This is a genomic window from Pseudomonas sp. LFS044 (assembly GCF_047978245.1).
Taxonomy (GTDB): Bacteria; Pseudomonadota; Gammaproteobacteria; order Pseudomonadales; family Pseudomonadaceae; genus Aquipseudomonas.
In genome coordinates this window covers 1-21,261 of record NZ_JBFPFX010000015.1, presented here as the reverse complement: position 1 = coordinate 21,261, position 21,261 = coordinate 1, and the positions used below count along the sequence as shown (strand labels likewise).

General features: G+C 63.2%; 16 protein-coding genes. 8 read left to right on the top strand and 8 right to left on the bottom strand.

What is annotated here, in order from left to right; genetic code table 11:
• Window positions 1-131: 131 nt before the first annotated feature.
• Entirely contained in the window at window positions 132-1,097 is a 966-nt protein-coding gene (gene gspK, locus ACNQPL_RS14420; RefSeq protein ID WP_416467095.1) for a type II secretion system minor pseudopilin GspK, read from the bottom strand.
• Window positions 1,098-1,242: 145 nt separating this feature from the next.
• Between gspK and tatA the strand changes: the two genes are divergently transcribed.
• The 4 genes from tatA (at window position 1,243) to ACNQPL_RS14400 (ending at window position 4,729) form a co-directional block, all read left to right on the top strand.
• A complete protein-coding gene (gene tatA, locus ACNQPL_RS14415; RefSeq protein ID WP_346611887.1) occupies window positions 1,243-1,479 on the top strand; it encodes a twin-arginine translocase TatA/TatE family subunit in 237 nt (78 codons plus the stop codon).
• Window positions 1,479-1,769: a Sec-independent protein translocase protein TatB gene (gene tatB / locus ACNQPL_RS14410; protein ID WP_346611888.1), complete on the top strand. Its 291-nt coding sequence runs from the start codon at window positions 1,479-1,481 to the stop codon at window positions 1,767-1,769. Before tatA ends, tatB begins: the two co-directional genes overlap by 1 nt.
• Window positions 1,766-2,515, top strand: coding sequence for a twin-arginine translocase subunit TatC (gene tatC, locus ACNQPL_RS14405; RefSeq protein WP_416467094.1), 750 nt, complete (start codon window positions 1,766-1,768; stop codon window positions 2,513-2,515). The genes tatB and tatC overlap by 4 nt, the downstream gene beginning before the upstream one ends.
• A 96-nt stretch (window positions 2,516-2,611) precedes the next feature.
• A complete protein-coding gene (locus tag ACNQPL_RS14400; protein ID WP_416467093.1) occupies window positions 2,612-4,729 on the top strand; it encodes an HET-C-related protein in 2,118 nt (705 codons plus the stop codon).
• A gap of 12 nt (window positions 4,730-4,741) precedes the next feature.
• On the opposite strand, the gene ACNQPL_RS14395 is transcribed toward ACNQPL_RS14400, so the two are convergent.
• Window positions 4,742-5,053 (bottom strand): NGG1p interacting factor NIF3, encoded by a 312-nt coding sequence (locus ACNQPL_RS14395; protein ID WP_346611891.1) that lies wholly within the window; start codon window positions 5,051-5,053, stop codon window positions 4,742-4,744.
• Window positions 5,054-5,056: 3 nt separating this feature from the next.
• Window positions 5,057-8,956 (bottom strand): phosphoribosylformylglycinamidine synthase, encoded by a 3,900-nt coding sequence (purL, locus tag ACNQPL_RS14390; protein ID WP_416467092.1) that lies wholly within the window; start codon window positions 8,954-8,956, stop codon window positions 5,057-5,059.
• 303 nt (window positions 8,957-9,259) lie between these two features.
• On the opposite strand from purL, the gene mltF reads away from it, so the two are divergent.
• Window positions 9,260-10,717, top strand: a complete 1,458-nt coding sequence (mltF, locus tag ACNQPL_RS14385; RefSeq protein ID WP_346611893.1) for a membrane-bound lytic murein transglycosylase MltF — start codon at window positions 9,260-9,262, stop codon at window positions 10,715-10,717.
• Between the two features lie 110 nt (window positions 10,718-10,827).
• On the opposite strand, the gene tadA is transcribed toward mltF, so the two are convergent.
• The 5 genes from tadA to ACNQPL_RS14360 all read right to left on the bottom strand — a co-directional run bounded on the left by tadA (window position 10,828) and on the right by ACNQPL_RS14360 (window position 16,633).
• The gene (tadA, locus tag ACNQPL_RS14380) at window positions 10,828-11,307 is read right to left on the bottom strand and encodes a tRNA adenosine(34) deaminase TadA (RefSeq protein WP_346611894.1); all 480 of its coding nucleotides are present in this window, start codon (window positions 11,305-11,307) and stop codon (window positions 10,828-10,830) included.
• A complete protein-coding gene (locus ACNQPL_RS14375; protein ID WP_346611895.1) occupies window positions 11,307-12,689 on the bottom strand; it encodes a multicopper oxidase family protein in 1,383 nt (460 codons plus the stop codon). Before ACNQPL_RS14375 ends, tadA begins: the two co-directional genes overlap by 1 nt.
• A gap of 174 nt (window positions 12,690-12,863) precedes the next feature.
• A complete protein-coding gene (gene guaA / locus ACNQPL_RS14370; RefSeq protein ID WP_387525061.1) occupies window positions 12,864-14,441 on the bottom strand; it encodes a glutamine-hydrolyzing GMP synthase in 1,578 nt (525 codons plus the stop codon).
• A 78-nt stretch (window positions 14,442-14,519) separates the two neighbouring features.
• The gene (guaB, locus tag ACNQPL_RS14365) at window positions 14,520-15,989 is read right to left on the bottom strand and encodes an IMP dehydrogenase (RefSeq protein WP_346611897.1); all 1,470 of its coding nucleotides are present in this window, start codon (window positions 15,987-15,989) and stop codon (window positions 14,520-14,522) included.
• A gap of 86 nt (window positions 15,990-16,075) precedes the next feature.
• Entirely contained in the window at window positions 16,076-16,633 is a 558-nt protein-coding gene (locus ACNQPL_RS14360) for a sugar ABC transporter ATPase (protein WP_346611898.1), read from the bottom strand.
• 294 nt (window positions 16,634-16,927) lie between these two features.
• Here ACNQPL_RS14360 and xseA point away from each other — a divergent pair, with 294 nt between their 5' ends.
• From xseA to leuA, 3 genes are all read left to right on the top strand, one after another.
• On the top strand, window positions 16,928-18,307 hold the full coding sequence (xseA, locus tag ACNQPL_RS14355) for an exodeoxyribonuclease VII large subunit (RefSeq protein ID WP_346611899.1): 1,380 nt from the start codon (window positions 16,928-16,930) through the stop codon (window positions 18,305-18,307).
• Between the two features lie 3 nt (window positions 18,308-18,310).
• Window positions 18,311-19,138, top strand: a complete 828-nt coding sequence (locus ACNQPL_RS14350) for a peptidoglycan DD-metalloendopeptidase family protein (protein ID WP_416467091.1) — start codon at window positions 18,311-18,313, stop codon at window positions 19,136-19,138.
• Between the two features lie 320 nt (window positions 19,139-19,458).
• On the top strand, window positions 19,459-21,132 hold the full coding sequence (leuA, locus tag ACNQPL_RS14345; RefSeq protein ID WP_346611901.1) for a 2-isopropylmalate synthase: 1,674 nt from the start codon (window positions 19,459-19,461) through the stop codon (window positions 21,130-21,132).
• Window positions 21,133-21,261 lie beyond the last annotated feature (129 nt).

The following is a 21,261-nucleotide window of genomic DNA, read 5'->3' as shown; positions in this document are numbered from 1 at the left end:
TGTGCGGCCCAATCGCCGGCAAGCCGGCTCCCACAAGTATGGGCGGCCGCCAACTTCCCCACTGATATTCAGCACTGCGGGGTGTCTGTGGGAGCCGGCTTGCCGGCGATTGGGCTGCACAGCAGCCCCCCTTACCAGGCAATTGGCTCACGGCTCTTGACCCGCACCTGCTGCGCTGGCACCCGCGCATGCCACTGCACCACACCCAATGCCTCCAGCTGAAACTCGCTACGCATCACCCTCCCCTGCTCCTCGAACGACAGCTGCAACAGAAAATGCCCGCTGTTGAGCAACAACCCCTCGCTCAAGCGCTCGAACGTCTCGTCATCCACCGCCCCCAGCGCCTGGCGCAACGCCGACGCATCTTCATACCCCGACGCCGGCCGGCCACTGATGATCCGGCTCAGCAGCGAGCGCGGATAGCGCCCCTCATACAGCGCATCTAGCAACGGCAGATGCTCCACGCCCAGCGCATTGGCATTCAGGCGCCAGCCTGTGGTTTGCGGCAAGGCGCAGAGCATGGGGTAGCGACGTTGGCGCGCGGCATCCGGTTCGAGCAGCAGGTTCAATTCACTGGTGTCGAGCATCGGCTGGTTCGCAGCCAGGCGTGGCGGTTGCTGGCGCAGGTACTGGGCACTCTCAGCGCCCTGCAGGCGGGCATCGCTGTCACTGTCGAGCCAGTCGGCCAGCGCATCGACCAGGCGCTGCGCCGCCATGTCGTCGCCCAGCACATACCGAAGCTGGCGCTCGGCGCGCGCTCCATCGGCGCCCAGCAGTGCATTCACGTTAAAACACGTGTGTTGGTCGCGCACCCGCAACTGCGCCTGGCCGGCGCCAAAATCGTAAGTCAGCGGCTGCCCTCTCAACACCTGCCAGAACAGTGGGCTGAGCCGCCAGGCAGGGTCGCGCAGGGCCTGCTCGGCATAGGCCAGGCCGGCCTGCTCCATAGCCCTCACCTGCACCCGCTGGCGCAACAGCTGCACGTCATCGACCTGGCGGCGGCCGTCTTCCACCAACCAGGCCATCCCCGCAGCGAGCATCGCCAACACCACCATCACCATCAGCAGTGCCGCGCCCTGCTGTCGCGTGTTCCTCATTCGCAGCCATCCTTTTGATGATTCGAGGCGCCAGTCAACACAGGGGTTGTTGCAGATAGATGGCAATCACTTTGCAGTCATCTGCGCGTCATCAAGGCGAGGCAGGATTAGCCATTCTTTTCATGGCCTTACAGGAGTGGTGGTAATGGGTGGCATCGGAATCTGGCAATTGGTGATCGTACTGCTGATCGTGTTTCTGCTGTTCGGCACCAAACGCCTCAAAGGCCTGGGCAGCGACGTGGGTGAAGCGATCCAGGGCTTTCGCAAGTCCATGGGCGGCGACAGCGACGCCGACACCCCTGGCGCTGCGCAAGTACAACAGCCACCGCTGACCAGCCAGGCTGCGGCGCAGCCACAGCCCCACGCGGATCGACAGGCCTGATGTTCGAGGTAGGTTTCAGCGAACTGCTGCTGGTCGGCATCGTCGCCCTGTTGGTGCTAGGGCCGGAGCGCCTGCCGGTGGCGGCGCGCACCCTGGGCCGGGGGCTCGGCCAGGCGCGCCGGGCGATGCAGGGTTTGCGTACGCAGATGGAGCGCGAAATCGATATGTCCCATTTCGAGCGTGCGCCATTGCAGCGCCTGGAGCAGGAAATCCGCCAGGGCATCAGCCTGAAGGTGGAACCGGCCAATGACGCAGCAGCAGTCAGCGTGACGCGGGAGAGCAGCTCATGAGTATCGCCCTGGACCCAGCGGCACGCATGCCGCTGACCGATCACCTGCGCGACCTGCGCAAGCGCCTGGTGCGTTGCCTGCTATTGATAGCGCTGGTGTTCGCCGGGCTGTTCCCCTTCGCCCAGCAGCTTTATACGTTGATCTCGGAACCGCTGCGGCGCTTTCTCCCGGAAGGCGCCAGCATGATCGCCACCAGCGTCACCTCGCCCTTTCTGACGCCGTTCAAGCTGACGGCGATGTGCGCGCTGTTCGTGGCCATGCCGCTGCTGCTGCATCAGGCCTGGGGGTTCCTTGCACCGGGGCTGTACCGCCGCGAACGGCGCATCGCCCTGCCGTTGCTGGTGTCGAGCATCCTGCTGTTCTACGCCGGCATGGCCTTCGCGTTCTACCTGGTGTTCCCGATGATGTTCGGCTTCTTTGCCAGCGTGACGCCGGATGGCGTGGCGATGATGACCGACATCAGCCAGTACCTGGATTTCATCATGGCGCTATTCCTGGCGTTCGGCCTGGCGTTCGAAATCCCGGTGGCAACGTTCATCGTGGTGTGGGTGGGGCTGGCCGATGTGGCCTCGTTGCGCCGCAGCAGGCCGTACGTGATCGTCGGGTGTTTTGTGGTGGGGATGATGCTTACGCCGCCGGACGTGTTTTCGCAGACCATGCTGGCGGTGCCCATGTGGATACTGTTCGAACTGGGCCTGGTGGCCTGCGCGCTGGTCCACAGCAAGGCAGGTGAACCCTCAACGTGAGATGGGCATCAGCTGATTCGGTAGCGCTGCCTCGTTAACTTCGTAAAGCCTCGTCTACATGCTGCTCGCTCATCCGATCCTATTGCGAGGAACACCATGAACGAGCCCCTTGAAACTTCAGACGTCAGTGACGAAACCACGTTCAGCAGCAGCCTTGCCCTGGAGCAGTTGGGCAATCTCGCCAAAACCCTCGATGCCCAGCTATTCACTCACCTGTTCAGGTCGGTGTTCGGCACTGGCTTCGCGCCTGCAGTGTTTGTGGAGTTGCAACGGCATCTGGCTGACAACACGCTGGCCAACCCCGCATTCAGGGTCCAGACAGGCCTGCAGACATGGTCAGCCTATGACCCGGACGCGGACGAGATCCAGGTGCAGCGCGAAGTCATAGATCAGGCACTTGAAGATCCGGAGATCACCGCCACGTTCATGTTGGCGCTGATACAGGTTTTTGCACTGCATGTTCACCAGCTGCTTTGTCGATACCAGGACGCTGCAGGCATCGAACAGGCAATCGAGCCCCCACGGGAAAACCTCGGCGTAGCCTTTGCCCAGACGCTGCTTTTCTACAATGAGCCGATCGAAGCGGGTAGGACCTTCGCAATCTTTATCCACTCAGGCACTGAAACACCGTTGGTTATGGCGTTCCCGACCCAGGAGCCACCGCAGACTGGAGAATTCGGTGCCGGTCGAGGCGACAAGAAATCCCATAGATCCTTCGGCCATGAGTCCATCGAGGACGGACTGGAGATCGCCGGCTTCGACAGCGCCCAGCGCAAAGCCATCTACTTCGGCAACTGGTTGCGGGACTACTCTCAACTGATTGATCCAAAGCTGGTTCATCCGGTGCAAGATGCAGGCATCAATACCGCTGAAATCATTCAGGCCATTGCCGCTGGCCAACTGCCGAGAGTCTCGCGCAAAAAGCTGACAGCCATTGTCGACCTGTTTGCCCTCAAGGAATTCCACAGCCTGCAGCAGACACCCGAAGACCGCGCGCAGTATCAGGTGACACCGATGATGCTTGGGGTCTACCGGGCCCACGAACACATCGACAATCCGACCACGCTGGACCGCAATGCCTTCGACCCGCGCAGCATCGACAAAGACTTCACTGCCCTTGTGTTCCCTGAAGACAAGCAGAATGCAGTGCTGCCCAAGCGTTCGATGAAACGTTATATCCGCCGCCCGATCGCATTCATGATCAAACAGCTGGAGGCGGCCAAGAAGGAGGGCATGACTGCCAAGGGCATGCGCTACTTTGGCGAGGCCTTGCATGTGCTGGAGGACTACTTTGCCCATTCAAACTTTGTCGAGCTCAGTTTGAAAAAACTGGGTCACGACGAGGTGCTGCTCTGGACCACGCGGATCGAGGCCAGAGAAGACAGCAAGCATGAGTGGCCTGTGGTCACTGGCATGTTCGGTGCTCTGGACATCGTCGGTAGCGTCGCCGACCCGCTGGCCGACCTGCTCTATGGTAACGAGTCGTCCCCAACACCCGAGCCTGGCGAGCGCAGCGACTTCGACCAAGTCATGCTGATATTGCTCGAGGATGAGGACCCTCTGCTGCGCAATGCCTATGAGCTCTACCTGAAGGCCCGCGACAACGTACGTAAAAACGAGATCTACCAATGGATCAACCAGGTTACGAAAGTCGCTCAGCTGCCCAACGAGGCGATTGCCTATGCCACCAGCCTGATCAAGAAGCCGCTGCTCAAATGGGCAGGCGACCACGTCGCAACCCTGCAAACGCTGCTGGACACTGACCCCAACAGCGATGCCAGCGCCCTGGTAAGCCATTCACAACTGGCCAAAGACCACGACACGCATCCTTTCCATACCCTGGCAGTACAGATGGCGGCAGTGGCCGTGAAGGATGTAGGCCAAGCGATGTTCGATCACTGGCACGGAAACAGCGCAGGGCATGGCGACCCCCGTGTAGTGGCTGAAGGCATGATTGTTCACCCCTACGACACCGACCGATTCGATCAGATCGTCAAGGACTGGGCACTCGCCAATCCAGAAAGGATCGAGCAGGGGGCATCCATCGACACGCTCAGGCAGTTGCAGACAGATGAGCTGGAAGAAGCAATGAAAGGTATAGGGGAGGCGCTGGAGACTGTCGTCAAGCACGTCGAGGAAATAGAACAGATAACCGATACGAGCTTCTGGAGCATCGTCAACAGCCCGGACGCGGGCCCTTCGCCCTTTGGCTGAAAACCACCGGTTTCAGAAATCCAGCAGGCGCCAGACCTCAAAGGCCGGTGTCTCGTACGGATGGCTCAGTCGAAGCGCAGCGACGACCTGAGCAATCAGGTCGTCAGCCACCACCAGCTCCACCTTCCACTCCTCGACCACCTCGACCTGGCCGGTTTGCCCGAGGAACGGCTGGCTGCCGTGCAAAGGGCGAAACTGGCCCTGGCCCAGGGTTTGCCAGGCGCAGTGGTCGTAGTCGCCGATACGCCCGCCACCGGCGGCGAATACGGCGGCCTTGACCACGTCGACATGGCTGGCCGGGACGAAGAAGGCGAGCTTGTACACGCCTTAGTTCACCCAGACGCGCGCGTTGCGGAACATGCGCATCAGCGCGGCGTCTTCCTGCCACTCATCCGGGCGCCAGGAGTTCTGCACGGCGCGGAACACACGCTCCGGGTGCGGCATCATGATGGTCACGCGGCCGTCGCGACTGGTCAGGCCGGTGATACCACGCGGCGAGCCGTTCGGGTTGGCCGGGTAGGCTTCAGTCACCTTGCCGTGGTTGTCGACGTAGCGCAGGGCTACGCAACCGGACACATCGGCTTCCAGCAGTGCTTCTTCGCTGGCGAACTCGGCATGGCCTTCGCCGTGGGCGATGGCGATCGGCATGCGCGAACCGGCCATGCCCTGCAGGAAGATCGAGTTGGACTTCTGCACCTCGACCATGGCCACGCGGGCCTCGAACTGCTCCGAGCGGTTGCGCACGAAGTGCGGCCAGTACTCGGTGCCCGGGATCAGCTCGTGCAGGTTGGACATCATCTGGCAACCGTTGCACACGCCCAGGGCGAAGCTGTCGGTACGCTCGAAGAAGGCCTGGAAGGCATCGCGGGCACGGGCGTTGAACAGTGCGGACTTGGCCCAGCCTTCACCGGCGCCCAGCACGTCACCGTAAGAGAAGCCACCGCAGGCGACCAGGCCTTTGAAGGCTTCGAAGTCGACACGGCCGGCGAGGATATCGCTCATGTGCACGTCGATGGCAGCGAAGCCGGCGCGGTCGAAGGCGGCAGCCATCTCCACCTGGCCATTGACGCCCTGCTCACGCAGGATCGCCACTTGCGGGCGCACGCCTTTCTTGATGTACGGCGCTGCGATGTCGTCGTTGACGTCGAAGCCGACCTTGACCGACAGGCCCGGGTTTTCTTCTTCGAGCAGCGCGTCGAATTCCTGGTCGGCGCAGTCGGCGTTGTCACGCAGGCGCTGCACCTGGTAGCTGGTCTCGGCCCACTGGCGCTGCAGCATGCGACGGTCGTCGTCGAACAGCACTTCGCCATTCAGGCTGATCGACACTTCAGCGTTATTGACCGGCTTGCCGATCACGGCCACACACCCTTCACCCAGGCCAGCAGCGCTGAACTGCGCCAGCACGTCCGGGGTGGCATCCTGGCGAACCTGGATGACCGCGCCCAGCTCTTCGTTGAAGAGGATGGCGGGGACGTCATTGCGGTTGTCGGTCAGCGGGTCGAGCTGCAGGTCGAGGCCGCAGTGGCCGGCGAAGGCCATTTCCACCACGGTGGTCAGCAGGCCGCCGTCGGAACGGTCATGGTACGCCAGCAGGTGGCCGTCGGCGTTCAGGCCCTGGATCACGGCGAAGAAGGCCTTGAGGTCTTCAGCGTCGTCGACGTCAGGTGCCTGGGCAGCGATCTTGCCGTAGGTCTGCGCCAGGATCGAGGCGCCCATGCGGTTCTTGCCACGGCCCAGGTCGATCAGGATCAGGTCGGTTTCGCCCTTGTCCATGCGCAGTTGCGGGGTCAAGGTCTTGCGGATGTCGGTGACGGGGGCAAAGCCGGTGATGATCAGCGACATCGGCGAGGTGACGCTCTTGTCGACGCCCTCTTCGCTCCACTGGGTTTTCATCGACATCGAATCTTTGCCGACCGGGATGGTGATGCCCAGCTCTGGGCACAGCTCCATGCCGACAGCCTTGACGGTGTCGTACAAGCGGGCGTCTTCACCCGGGTGACCGGCAGCGGACATCCAGTTGGCCGACAGTTTGATGTCGGACAGTTTTTCGATCTGCGCAGCCGCCAGGTTGGTCAGGGTTTCGCCGATTGCCATGCGGCCGGACGCCGGTGCATCGAGCAAGGCGAGCGGGGTACGCTCACCCATGGCCATGGCTTCACCGGTATAGACATCGAAGCTGGTGGCGGTAACGGCGCAGTCGGCCACCGGTACCTGCCACGGGCCGACCATCTGGTCGCGAGCAACCAGGCCGGTGATGGTGCGGTCACCGATGGTGATCAGGAAGCTCTTGCTGGCCACGGCCGGGTGGTTCAGGACACGCTGCACGGCGTTGTCCAGGTCCAGTTGGCTCGGGTCGAAGTCATCGCCCAGCTCGGCTTCGCGGCTGACCGAGCGGTGCATGCGCGGCGGTTTGCCCAGCAGCACGTCCAGCGGCATGTCTACCGGGGTATTGCCGAAGTGGCTGTCGGTGACGGTGAGGTGCGGCGCTTCGGTCGCCTCGCCGACAACGGCGAACGGGCAGCGCTCGCGCTCACAGATGGCCTGGAAGCGCTCGAAATCGACAGCGCTGACGGCCAGGACGTAACGCTCCTGCGATTCGTTGCTCCAGATTTCGTGCGGGGCCATGCCCGGCTCGTCGTTGGGCACGTTACGCAGTTCGAAGCGGCCACCACGGCCACCGTCGTTGACCAGCTCAGGGAAGGCGTTGGAGATGCCACCGGCGCCGACGTCGTGGATGAAGGCGATCGGGTTGTGGTCGCCCAGCTGCCAGCAACGGTCGATGACCTCTTGGCAACGGCGCTCCATTTCCGGGTTTTCACGCTGCACCGAGGCGAAGTCCAGGTCGGCGGAGCTGGCGCCCGTGGCAACCGACGACGCCGCGCCGCCGCCCAGGCCGATCAGCATGGCTGGGCCGCCGAGCACGATCAGCTTGGCGCCGACGGTGATCTCGGCCTTCTGCACGTGGTCTTCACGGATGTTGCCCATGCCGCCTGCGAGCATGATCGGCTTGTGGTAGCCGCGCACTTCTTCACCGTGCGGGGTATTGATGGCCTGCTCGAAAGTACGGAAGTAACCGGTCAGTGCCGGGCGACCGAATTCGTTGTTGAACGCAGCGCCGCCCAGTGGGCCTTCGATCATGATGTCGAGGGCGTCAACGATACGCTCCGGCTTGCCGTACGCCTGCTCCCACGGCTGCTCGAAGCCCGGGATGCGCAGGTTGGATACGGTGAAACCGGTGAGGCCGGCCTTGGGCTTGGCGCCACGGCCAGTAGCACCCTCGTCGCGGATCTCGCCGCCGGAGCCGGTGGAGGCGCCGGAGAACGGGGCGATGGCGGTCGGGTGGTTGTGCGTCTCGACCTTCATCAGGATGTGCACCGGCTCCTTCACCGCGCCGTACTGGCGGGTTTCAGGGTTCGGGAAGAAACGGCCGGCAACGCTGCCGACGATCACCGAGGCGTTGTCCTTGTACGCAGACAGCACGCCTTCGCTGTGCATCTGGTAGGTGTTCTTGATCATGCCGAACAGGCTTTTTTCCTGCTCCTCGCCATCGATATCCCAACTGGCGTTGAAGATCTTGTGGCGGCAGTGCTCGGAGTTGGCCTGGGCGAACATCATCAGTTCGATGTCGTTCGGGTTGCGCGCCAGGTTCTGGAAGGCATTGACCAGGTAGTCGATCTCGTCTTCGGCCAGGGCCAGGCCCAGGTCGATGTTGGCCTTGGCCAGCGCATCGCGGCCACCGCCCAGGATGTCGACCGAGGTCATCGGCTTGGGCTGGGCGTGGCTGAACAGGTCGGATGCCTGCTCCAGCTGGGCCAGCACGCGCTGGGTCATGCGGTCGTGCAGCTCGGCGGCGACAACCGCGGCGTCTGCATCACTCAGGTCGCCGGCGACGTAGTAGGCGATGCCGCGCTCCAGGCGCTGGATCGACTGCAGGCCGCAGTTGTGGGCGATGTCGCTGGCCTTGCTGGCCCAGGGCGAAATGGTGCCCAGGCGCGGCACGACCAGGAACAGGCGGCCACTTGGCTCCTGCACCGGCACGCTCGGGCCGTACTTGAGCAGACGGCCCAGCACCTGCTGCTGGTCGGCGGTCAGCTCGCCGTCAACATCGGCGAAGTGGGCGAATTCGGCATACAAACCAGTAACAGCGGGGACTTTCTGGCTCAGTTGCTCGAGTAATTTACCGTGGCGAAAGGCAGAAAGGGCAGGAGCGCCGCGCAGGATCAACATCGTCGGGACAGCCTCAGGAAGGGGTGTGCTTAGAGGCCGTGCATTCTAGCCTAATTCAACCGCTTTCGGCACCTGCTCTAAGCCAAGCCTGCCGGGCGGTGGAACCGGACTTTCGGGTCAAAAAATTTTGACTTGTTTTGCCTGCCCCGGCCCCATCGCCGGCAAGCCGGCTCCCACAGGGACTGAGCCAATCTTGAGTATGGGGCGGGTCCGATGGGGCCGGTGCAACACAGACTGCGCTACCAGACAAGCTATCAGTTGTCGAGATATGGCGGGCTCCATCCTTTGCGTATACTGCAAGCTATGTTCGCCCACACTGCTTTGCGCCAGCGTTGCGCCAAATGGCTTTTAGCAACCGGTCTCTTTCTGATGCTCGGTGCCTGCGTTGAAAAACCCAGCACCCTCGAGCGCGTGAAGGAGGATGGCGTGCTGCGCGTGATTACCCGCAACAGCCCGGCTACCTACTTCCAGGACCGTAACGGCGAAACCGGCTTCGAATACGAGCTGGTCAAGCGTTTCGCCGATGATCTGGGCGTGAAGCTGGAGATCGAGACCGCCGATAACCTCGACGAAATCTTCGACGACCTGAGCAAACCGTCCGGCCCGGTGCTGGCGGCCGCCGGCCTGGTCAGCAGCGAACGGCGCAAGACCCAGGCGAAATTCTCGCACCCGTACCTGGAAGTGACCCCGCAGGTCATCTACCGCAACGGCCGTTCCCGCCCCACCGAGCCCAAAGGGCTGGTCGGCAAGAAGATCATGGTGCTCAAGGGCAGCAGCCATGCCGACCAGTTGGCCGACCTGAAAAGACGGTACCCGGGCCTGGAATACGAAGAGTCCGACGCCGTCGAGGTGGTCGACCTGCTGCGCATGGTCGATGAAGGGCAGATCGACCTGACCCTGGTCGATTCCAACGAGCTGGCGATGAACCAGGTGTACTTCCCCAACGTGCGGGTTGCCTTCGACCTGGGCGACGCCCGCGATCAGCGTTGGGCGGTGGCCCCCGGCGATGACAACAGCCTGCTCAACGAAGTGAACGAGTTTCTCGACAAATCGCAGAAGAACGGCACCCTGCAACGCCTGAAAGACCGGTACTACGGCCATGTCGACGTGCTTGGCTACGTCGGTGCCTACACCTTCGCCCAGCACTTGCAGCAGCGCCTGCCCAAGTACGAAAAGCACTTCAAGAGCTACGCCAAGGTCGAGCAGGTGGACTGGCGGCTGCTGGCGGCAATCGGTTATCAGGAATCGATGTGGCAGCCGGAAGTCACCTCCAAGACCGGCGTGCGCGGCCTGATGATGCTGACCCAGCGCACCGCCCAGGCCATGGGCGTGTCCAACCGCCTGGACCCGAAGCAGAGCATTCAGGGTGGCGCCAAGTACTTCATGCTGATCAAGGAACAACTCGACGACAGCATCAAGGAGCCGGACCGCACCTGGTTCGCCCTGGCTGCCTACAACGTCGGCAGCGGCCACCTGGAAGACGCGCGCACCCTGGCCAGGCGCGAGAAGCTCGACCCGAACAAGTGGCTTGACGTGAAGAAGATGCTGCCGCGCCTGTCGCAGAAGCAGTGGTTCCGCCAGACCAAGTACGGTTACGCCCGCGGCGGCGAGCCGGTGCACTTCGTGGCCAACATCCGCCGCTATTACGACATCCTCACCTGGGTGACCCAGCCGCAGCTTGAAGGCCAGGTGGCCGAGGGCAACCTGCATGTGCCTGGCGTGAACAAAGACAAACCGGCAGAACAGTCGCCGCCGATGTAAACCCTTACGGCCCTATCGCCGGCAAGCCGGCTCCCACAGGGTCAGCGCAAGTCATAGGGTTTGCGCTGACCCTGTAGGAGCCGGCTTGCCGGCGATGAGGCCAGAACAGGCTAACCCTTGGCCCGCCGAGCCTTGAAGAAGTCACTGAGGATCTGCCCGCATTCTTCAGCCAGCACACCACCCTCGAACATTACCCGATGGTTCAGGAAGCCCTGGCTGAAGAACTGCCCCTGGCTCTGCACGATACCCGCTTTAGGCTCCAGCGCCCCGTACACCACCCGCGCCACCCGCGAATGCACGATCAACCCTGCGCACATGCTGCAAGGCTCCAGCGTGACGTACAAGGTGCTGCCCGGTAGCCGGTAATTGCTGGCGGATTTCGCCGCCGCGCGGATGGCGACCATCTCGGCATGGGCACTGGGGTCACTGTCGAGAATGGGTCGATTGAAACCCTGCCCTATCACCTGGCCGTGCTGCACCAGCACCGCACCGACAGGCACCTCGCCCATGGCTGCACCTTCGCCAGCCAGGGCCAGGGCCAGGCGCATGAATTCCTGATCGCGGCTGCGATCGATGATCTGCGGGCGCATCAGACCACCGCAATCGCGGCCATCAGGCCGGTTTCCATGTGGTCGATGACATGGCAGTGGAACATCCAGGTGCCCGGGTTATCCGCCACCAGCGCGACCTGGGCGCGTTCGTTCTTGCCCAGCAGATAGGTATCGGTGAACCACGGCTCGACGATATCGTGGCGATTGGAGGCGATCACCTTGAAACTCATGCCGTGCAGGTGGATCGGGTGCTGGTACTGGGTCATGTTCTTCAGCTCGAAGATGTAGCTCTTGCCCTTCTGCAGCGTGGCGATTGGCCGGTCGGCGCAGGTCTTGTCGGTAATGTCCCAGGCCTGGCCGTTGATTTGCCACAGGCTCGGCGGCTTGCCGTTCTCGGTGTTGACCGAAACCTTGCCGACCCATTCGAAATTGAAGTTCAGCTTCTCGGCATTCTCCAGGTCCGGCTCAGCCACCGGGTTCGGCGGCAGGGCTGGGGGCCAGTCGCTCGGCGCGTCGTTGCTGGCCACCGAACGCAAGGTGCCCAGGCGCACGAAGCCGTCGCGCAGGGAGATTTCCTCACCCGCCTCGGGAATGCGAATTGCCAGGCAGATACGCATGCCAGGGCCCAGCCAGTATTCGTCGCCCAGATCACGCGGAGTGACCGGGTTGCCATCGAGGGCGTAGATCTTCGCCTCGAAATTGCCTTTGAGATTCAGGCGGTAGGTCCAGGTATTGTCCAGGTTCAGCAGGCGCAGGCGCACCACTTGCCCGGCCGGCAGTTCGGTCACCGAATTGGCCTGGCCGTTGATGGTAATCAGCCGCCCGGCCGTGCCGTTGCGCGCCGCCTCGCGGGGAATGCTGAACGGCAGCCAGGCGCCCTGCTCGTCCACGTGCCAGTTTTTCAGGCTCATGGTGCGCTCATGCAGGAAGCCGGTAGGCTCACGCTCCTCGACGATCAGCGGGCCCACCAGGCCGCGGCCAAGCTCTTCGGAACTGCTGACATGCGGGTGGTACCAGTAGCTGCCGGCGTCCGGCACGCGGAACTTGTAGTCGAAGTACTCGCCCGGCTTGACCGGCAGCTGCGACACGTACGGCACACCGTCCATTTCCAGCGGCAGGCGGATGCCGTGCCAGTGAATGGTGGTCTCGACAGGCAGGTGGTTGATGAAGCGCACCCGCAACCAGGTGCCCTGGCGTACTCGCAGCTCCGTGCCCGGTGCCGAGGGGCCGAACGCCCAGGCCTCGGTCTTGAAGCCCGGCACCAGCTCGACGTCCAGGGGCGCTGCGATCAGCTCGTAGTCGTGCCCCGCGTTCTCGTCCTCGACCTTGCCCAGCCAGTACCGCGCCGCGCCTCCGGCGCCCAGGCCTACCACAACCAGGCCGGTGAGGCCTTTGAGCATTTGTCGACGGGTGAAGGACATCGGTGCGGGTACCTCGTTTCTGCGCAATCAAGCTGCCAGCAGGGCTGACGATGAAGGGCGAATACGATACACCTGCAAATGCGAAAGATTAAGTGAAGTCTTGTCGCAGGATGGTATGCGGTCTGTCACGGCCAGATACAACAAGGGCGCCTCGCGGCGCCCTTGTGGCTCAACTTATTCCCACTCGATAGTGGCCGGCGGCTTGCTCGACACGTCGTAGGTGACGCGCGAGATGCCTTCGATTTCGTTGATGATACGGCCGCTGACGGTTTCCAGCAGCTCGTACGGCAGATGTGCCCAACGTGCGGTCATGAAATCCACGGTTTCGACGGCACGCAGCGCCACGACCCAGGCGTAGCGACGGCCGTCGCCGACGACGCCAACCGATTTGACCGGCTGGAACACCACGAAGGCCTGGCTGGTCTTGTGGTACCAGTCGGCTTTGCGCAGCTCTTCGATGAAGATGTGGTCGGCGCGACGCAGGATGTCGGCGTATTCCTTCTTCACTTCACCGAGGATCCGCACGCCCAGGCCCGGGCCCGGGAACGGGTGGCGGTAGACCATGTCGTACGGCAGGCCCAGCTCCAGGCCGATCTTGCGTACTTCGTCCTTGAACAGTTCACGCAGCGGCTCGACCAGCTTGAGGTTCATTTCCTCCGGCAGGCCACCGACGTTGTGGTGCGACTTGATCACGTGGGCCTTGCCGCTCTTGGCGCCAGCCGACTCGATCACGTCCGGGTAGATGGTGCCCTGGGCAAGGAACTGGATGTTTTCCAGCTTGCTGGCTTCGGCATCGAAGATGTCGATGAAGGTGCGGCCGATGATCTTGCGCTTCTTCTCCGGGTCCGCTTCGCCTTCCAGGTTACCCAGGAACTGGGCCTCGGCATCGGCGCGGATCACCTTGACGCCCATGTTCTCCTTGAACATGGCCATCACCTGGTCGCCTTCGTGCAGGCGCAGCAGGCCGTTGTCGACGAAGACGCAGGTCAGCTGGTCGCCGATGGCGCGGTGCAGCAGCGCGGCAACCACGGACGAGTCGACGCCGCCGGACAGACCGAGCAGCACATTGGCCGAACCGACTTGCTCGCGCACCTGGGCGATGGCGTCTTCGACGATGTTGGACGGGGTCCACAGGGCTTCGCAGCCACAGATGTCCTGAACGAAGCGCGAAAGGATGCGGCCGCCCTGTTTGGTGTGGGTCACTTCCGGGTGGAACTGCACGCCGTAGTAGCCGCGTGCATCGTCGAACATGCCGGCGATCGGGCAGCTCGGGGTGCTGGCCAGCACGTGGAAGTCGCCCGGCATCTGGGTGACCTTGTCACCGTGGCTCATCCACACGTCCAGGCCCAGTACGCCGTCACCATCGACGTGGTCTTCGATGCCGTCCAGCAGGCGGCTCTTGCCGACCACGTCAACGCGGGCGTAGCCGAATTCACGCAGGTCGGAACCGGTGACCTTGCCGCCCAGTTGCTCGGCCATGGTCTGCATGCCGTAGCAGATGCCCAGCAGCGGTACGTTCAGGTCGAACACGGCCTGCGGCGCGCGTGGGCTGTTGGCTTCGTGCACCGACTCGGGGCCGCCGGCGAGGATGATGCCGCGCGGGTTGAATTCGCGGATCGCTTCATCGTCCATGTCGAACGGGTGCAGTTCGCAGTACACGCCGATCTCGCGCACGCGGCGGGCAATCAGCTGGGTGTACTGGGAACCGAAGTCGAGGATCAGGATGCGGTGAGCGTGAATGTCGAGGGCCATGACTCAATCTCGTCAGTGGAAATCGGAAACGACGCGGGGCTGTCGTGACAGCCCCGCATGCTGATGTTGCTGGAAGCCTCAGCCTACGCGGTAGTTAGGGGCTTCTTTGGTGATCTGCACGTCGTGCACGTGGGACTCGGCCATGCCGGCACCGGTGATGCGCACGAATTCCGGCTTGGTGCGCATCTCTTCGATGGTCGCGCTGCCGGTGTAGCCCATGGACGAACGCAGGCCGCCCATCAGCTGGTGGATGATCGCGGCCAGGGCGCCCTTGTAAGGAACACGGCCTTCAATACCTTCCGGTACCAGCTTCTCGGCGCCGGCCGAGGAGTCCTGGAAGTACCGGTCGGACGAGCCTTGCGCCTGTGCCATCGCACCCAGCGAGCCCATGCCGCGGTATGCCTTGTAGGAGCGGCCCTGGAACAGCTCGACTTCACCCGGCGCTTCTTCGGTACCAGCGAACATCGAACCCATCATCACGCACGAAGCACCGGCGACGATGGCCTTGGACAAATCACCCGAGAAGCGGATGCCGCCGTCGGCGATCAGTGGCACGCCAGTGCCTTCCAGTGCGGCGGCGACGTTGGCGATGGCGCTGATTTGCGGCACGCCGACACCGGCGACGATGCGGGTGGTGCAGATCGAGCCAGGGCCGATACCGACCTTGACCGCGTCGGCGCCGGCTTCAGCCAGGGCCTTGGCCGCAGCGCCGGTGGCGATGTTGCCGCCGATCACCTGCACTTGCGGGTAGGTCTCCTTGACCCAACGAACGCGGTCGATCACGCCTTTGGAGTGACCGTGGGCGGTGTCGACCACCACCACGTCAACGCCGGCGGCAACCAGGGCGGCAACGCGCTCGCCGGTGTCCTTGCCGGTGCCGACCGCAGCGCCGACGCGCAGGCGACCCTGGTCGTCCTTGCTGGCCAGCGGGTAGGCCTTGGCTTTTTCGATGTCCTTGACGGTCATCATGCCCTTGAGGCTGAACTTGTCGTCGACGATCAGGACTTTTTCCAGGCGGTGCTTGTGCAGCAGCTCGCGGACTTCGTTCTTGTCGGCGCCTTCGCGCACGGTGACCAGGCGCTCTTTGGGCGTCATCACGTCGCGCACCCTGGCATCCAGGCGGGTTTCGAAGCGTACGTCACGGGAGGTGACGATACCGACCAGGTCACCGTTCTCCAGCACCGGAACACCCGAGATGTTGTTCAGGCGGGTCAGGTCGAACAGGTCGCGCACGGTGGCGTCGGCTTCGATGGTGATCGGGTCCTTGACCACGCCAGCCTCGAACTTCTTGACCTTGCGTACTTCGCCGGCCTGCTGCTCGATGGTCATGTTCTTGTGGATGATGCCGATGCCGCCTTCCTGAGCCATGGCAATGGCCAGACGCGCTTCGGTCACGGTATCCATTGCAGCGGAAACCAGAGGGATGTTCAGCTCGATGCCACGAGTCAAACGGGTCTTGAGACTGACTTCATTGGGCAGTACCTCGGAATAGCCAGGTACAAGGAGGATATCGTCGAAAGTCAGGGCTTCTTGGCTGATACGCAGCATCGCGGGGGCTCCCGGGCGGGAAAAATGGAAGCGCGCCATTATACTCATCCACGGCGCGCCGCTCAATGCAAAATAAGGGCCTTCGGTCAGCGTTCTGGCAGTTTTACCTGCACCACTGCCACTGGCTGGTCCAGCCAGTCGGCGAAGCTGTCGAGAAAGGCTTGGGTAAAACCGGCCTCGCCCCAGTTGTTGAAGATGAACCCCAGGTTGGAAAAGGCACATGGCTGCAGGTAAATGAAGCCATTGATGTCGTCTTCGAAGCCGCACAACGGGCAGGTGAAGTTGTCGCTCACCCCCGGCATCCATTCTTCCAGGCTTTCGAACAACGGCTCGCCCACTTCGCGGCGGCACTCGGGGCAACCGGCTTCTTCGAGGAACCCGGCAGTTGGGGTATAGATGCAGCGCTTGAGCATCACTTCCAACCCGTTGACCGGTGCGCCAAACGGCAACTTTTCAGGGTGCAAGGCAACCTTGCGCGCGCCTTCTGCCAGGGCATGGCCCATGCGGTTGCCGGTGCGCCCGCATGTGGTCAGTTGCTCCTCGACCACCTTTTCGCGCACCAGCCAGCGCAGGATGGCCCGAGCGCGGGCCTCGTGCACCGGGACGGTGGAAAGTTTCGGAACGATGATGCTCTGGGTGTTCATGGGTCAAACAGGCCTGCCAACTGCGGTAATCGGCTGATTCTACCGCTCACGCGCTCAGGTAGCGACCGATCAGCGCCAGGCTGGCCAGCATGCCGCGGGATTGTATGTGGGCGAACAGGTGCATGCCTTGAAGTTTATAGAGGCCTCAAGATCGAGCGCCGCCCGCGCGGCGCTCGATCTCAACCGCCCTGAAAAATTGAAGGCGTGCGCCCACAGACATCGCCTACCCCCACCAAAACCAGAAATCTCCCCCATGCACTTGGCGCCCTCACCCTCCCCCCTTATCATGCCCCCATGATCAAAGACCCCTTCGAACGACTCGGCCTGGACCGCGAGGTCCTCACCGTCAGCCAGCTCAACGGCCGCGCCCGCGTACTGCTGGAAGACGTGTTCCGCAGCGTCTGGGTGGAAGGCGAGATTTCCAACCTCGCCCGCCCGGCCTCCGGCCACATGTACTTCACCCTCAAGGACAGCGGCGCTCAAGTGCGCTGCGCACTGTTCCGGCAGAACGCTGCGCGCGTGCGCCAGGCACTGCGGGACGGCCTGGCGGTGCGGGTGCGCGGCAAGGTATCGCTGTTCGAAGGGCGTGGCGACTATCAACTGATTCTCGACAGCGTCGAACCCGCCGGTGACGGCGCCCTGCGCCTGGCCTTCGAGGCGCTGAAGGAAAAACTCGGCGCCGAGGGCCTGTTCAGCACCGAACGCAAGAAACCGCTGCCAGCCCATCCTCAGCGCATCGGCATCATCACCTCGCCCACCGGCGCAGTGATCCGCGACATCATCAGCGTGTTCGGCCGCCGCGCCCCGCAGGTGGAGCTGAGCCTCATCCCCACCGCCGTGCAGGGCCGCGAGTCCATCGCGCAGATCGTGCGCGCCGTGCAATTGGCCGACAGCCTCGGTTTCGATGCGCTGATCCTGGCCCGTGGCGGTGGCTCGCTGGAAGACCTGTGGAGCTTCAACGAGGAAGCCGTGGCCCGCGCCGTGGCCGCTTGCGTCACGCCCATCGTCAGCGCCGTCGGCCATGAAACCGACGTGTCCATCAGCGATTTCGTCGCTGACGTTCGCGCGCCCACGCCATCGGCCGCCGCCGAACTGCTGGCCCCCGACAGCAGCGGCCTGCAGCAACGCCTCGATGGCCTGCAACGGCGCCTGCTGCTGCGCATGCAAAACCGCCTGAGCCACGACCGCCTGCGCGTGGAATCGCTGGCCCGGCGCCTGCGCCACCCCGGCGAGCGCCTGCGCCAACAGGCCCAGCGCCTGGACGACCTGGACATGCGCCTGCGCCGGGCATTCGCACTCAACCTCAACCAGCGCCGCGAGCGCCTGGCACGCCTGGACACGCGGCTGGCCGCGCAGCATCCGGGGCGTACGCTGAAACTGCTCAGCCAACGCCTGGACAGCCTCGCCGAGCGCCTGCCGCGCGCCATGCGCGACGTGCTGAAGGATCGCCGCCAACGCTTCCAGGCCCAGCTGCAGACGCTGCAGGTGGTCAGCCCGCTGGCGACCCTGGCGCGCGGCTACAGCATCCTCCTCGACGAGCATGGCCAAGCCATTCGCAGCGCCGAGCAGACACGCAACGGCCAACGCCTGACTGCCCGCCTGAACGAAGGTGAGCTGCAGGTGCGGGTCGAGGACAACCACCTGACTCCGGTCACCCTTTCTCTACTGGACTGACACATGCCCCGCCTGTTCGCGCCCCTGCTCGCCCTTTCCCTGTTGTTGCTGGCCGGCGGCGCCCAGGCCAGCTATATCACCCGCACCCTCAACAAACCGGTACCCGGCGGCGTCGCTGTGGTCGACCTGGGCCCTGCGGCTGCCGCCCCCAGCGCGCGCTTCGATGGCAAGCCGGTGCTGGTGGTGCAGGAGCAGGGCAACTGGCTGGCCATCGTCGGCATCCCGCTGACGCAAAAGCCCGGCACCGCAGTGCTGACTGAAGGTGGGCGCAACCTGCCGTTCAGCGTGGGCAGCAAGAAGTACCCGGAACAGCACATCACCCTGAAGAACAAGCGCCAGGTCAACCCCGACCCGGCCGACCTCAAGCGCATCGACCGCGAGCTGGCCGAGCAGATCAAGGCCTACCGCAGCTTCAGCCCCAACCTGCCAAGCAATCTGGTCCTCGACAAGCCGGTCAGCGGGCCACTGTCGAGCAAGTTCGGCGTGCGTCGCTTCTTCAATGGCGAAGAACGCAACCCCCACGCCGGGCTGGATTTCGCGGTGCCTGCAGGCACGCCCATCAAGACGCCGGCCAATGGCAAGGTGATCCTGGTCGGCGACTACTTCTTCAATGGCCGCACGGTGTTCGTGGACCACGGCCAGGGCTTCATCAGCATGTTCTGCCACATGTCGAAGATCGATGTAAATGTGGGGCAGACGCTGCGTCGGGGGGATGTGGTAGGCCAGGTAGGTTCGACCGGTCGCGCGACCGGGCCCCACATGCACTGGAACGTCAGCCTCAATGACGCCCGCGTGGATCCGGCCATCTTCATTGGCGCGTTCCAGCCCTGAAAATGGGCTGCCACTGGGTTGCGCGGGTGAAAAGACTCGCGCAAAAAACAAGATGCCCCCTTAAAAATTCAGCAATAAAATCTCGGTTGATTCCACTTTTTAAGCATTCCTCTCAATTTTCCGCGAACACTTGCCATCCCTGACCCCACTGGTTAGGGTTTAGGGCATGAAAACCTTCAGCACCCTCATCCTGCTCCGACAACATCGCAGCCTCTGCCTGGTCAGCGCTCGACTACCAGGCTGAATCGCGTCGCCTCGCCCTTCTATCTCGTTACTGCTCGGCAGGCCCGATCTCGGCCGCACACAAAAGGATTGCTTCCATGACCATGCTCAAAGACCCATCGAAGAAGTACCGCGCTTTCCCGACCATCGACCTGCCTGACCGTACCTGGCCGTCGAAGACCATCACCGAAGCGCCGATCTGGTGCAGCTCGGACTTGCGTGATGGCAACCAGTCGCTGATCGAGCCGATGGACTCGGAGAAAAAGCTGCGTTTCTGGAAGACCCTGGTGCAGGTTGGCGTGAAGGAAATCGAGGCCTCGTTCCCGTCCGCCTCGCAGACCGATTTCGACTTCGTGCGCACCTTGATCGAAGACGGCCACATCCCCGACGACACCACCATCCAGGTGCTCACCCAGGCCCGTGAAGACCTGATCGCGCGCACCTTCGAATCGCTGCGCGGGGCCAAGAAGGCCATCGTTCACCTGTACAACGCCACCAGCCCGTCGTTCCGCCGCATCGTCTTCAACCAGGACAAGCAAGGCGTGAAAGACATCGCGGTGAACGCAGCCAAGCTGTTCGTCAAATACGCCGCCCAGCAGCCGGAAACCCAGTGGACCTTCCAGTACTCGCCTGAAACCTTCAGCGCGACCGAACTGGAGTTCGCCAAGGAAGTCTGCGACGCGGTCATTGAAGTGTGGAACCCGACGCCTGAGCACAAGCTCATCCTCAACCTGCCGGCTACCGTGGAAGTCGCCACGCCGAACATCTACGCCGACCAGATCGAGTGGTTCTGCCGCAACATCAGCCGCCGTGACAGTGTGATCATCAGCCTGCACTGCCACAACGACCGTGGCACTGGCATCGCCGCCACCGAACTGGGCCTGATGGCCGGCGCCGACCGTGCCGAAGGCTGCCTGTTCGGCAACGGCGAGCGTACCGGTAACGTCGACCTGGTGACCCTGGCGCTGAACCTCTACACCCAGGGCATCGACCCGCAACTGGACTTCTCCGACATCGACGGCGTGCGCAAGGTCGTCGAAGAGTGCAACCAGCTGCCGGTCCACCCACGTCACCCGTATGTCGGCGACCTGGTTCACACCGCGTTCTCCGGCTCGCACCAGGACGCCATCCGCAAAGGCTTCGCCAAGCAGCAGGATGGCGAATTGTGGGAAGTGCCGTACCTGCCAATCGACCCGGCCGACATCGGCCGCAGCTACGAGGCGGTGATCCGCGTCAACAGCCAGTCGGGCAAAGGCGGCATCACCTACCTGCTCGAGCAGGAATACGGCATCAGCCTGCCGCGCCGCATGCAGATCGAGTTCAGCCAGGTGGTACAGGGCGAAACCGACCGCCTGGGGCTGGAAATGACCGCCAAGCAGATCTACAGCCTGCTGCAGAAGGAATACCTGCAGGCCAACGCCCCGTACGCGCTGGTCAGCCACCGCCTGCAGGAAGAAAACGGCCACAGCGCCGTGGAAGTGGAAGTCGCCGGTGAAGGCGAGACCACCCTGCACTGGCGCGGCAAGGGCAACGGCGCCCTGGAAGCCCTGGTGGCTGGCTTGCCGATTGCCGTGGAGATCATGGACTACAACGAACACGCCATCGGCGCCGGCACCAACGCCAAGGCGGCGGCCTACATCGAGCTGCGTGTGGCCGGTGGCCGTCCGGTACATGGTGTGGGCATCGATGAGAACATCACCACTGCCAGCTTCAAGGCACTGTTCAGTGCGCTGAACCGCTCGCTGAGCCAGCAAGAGGCCAAGGCGGCGTAAGCTGCTGTTGATGATCAAGAGCCCGCATCCATGATGCGGGCTTTTTTATTGCCGGTACTGGCCCTATCGCCGGCAAGCCGGCTCCCACAGGATCGCCACAGGTTTCAAGACGCGTGGAGTACCTGTGGG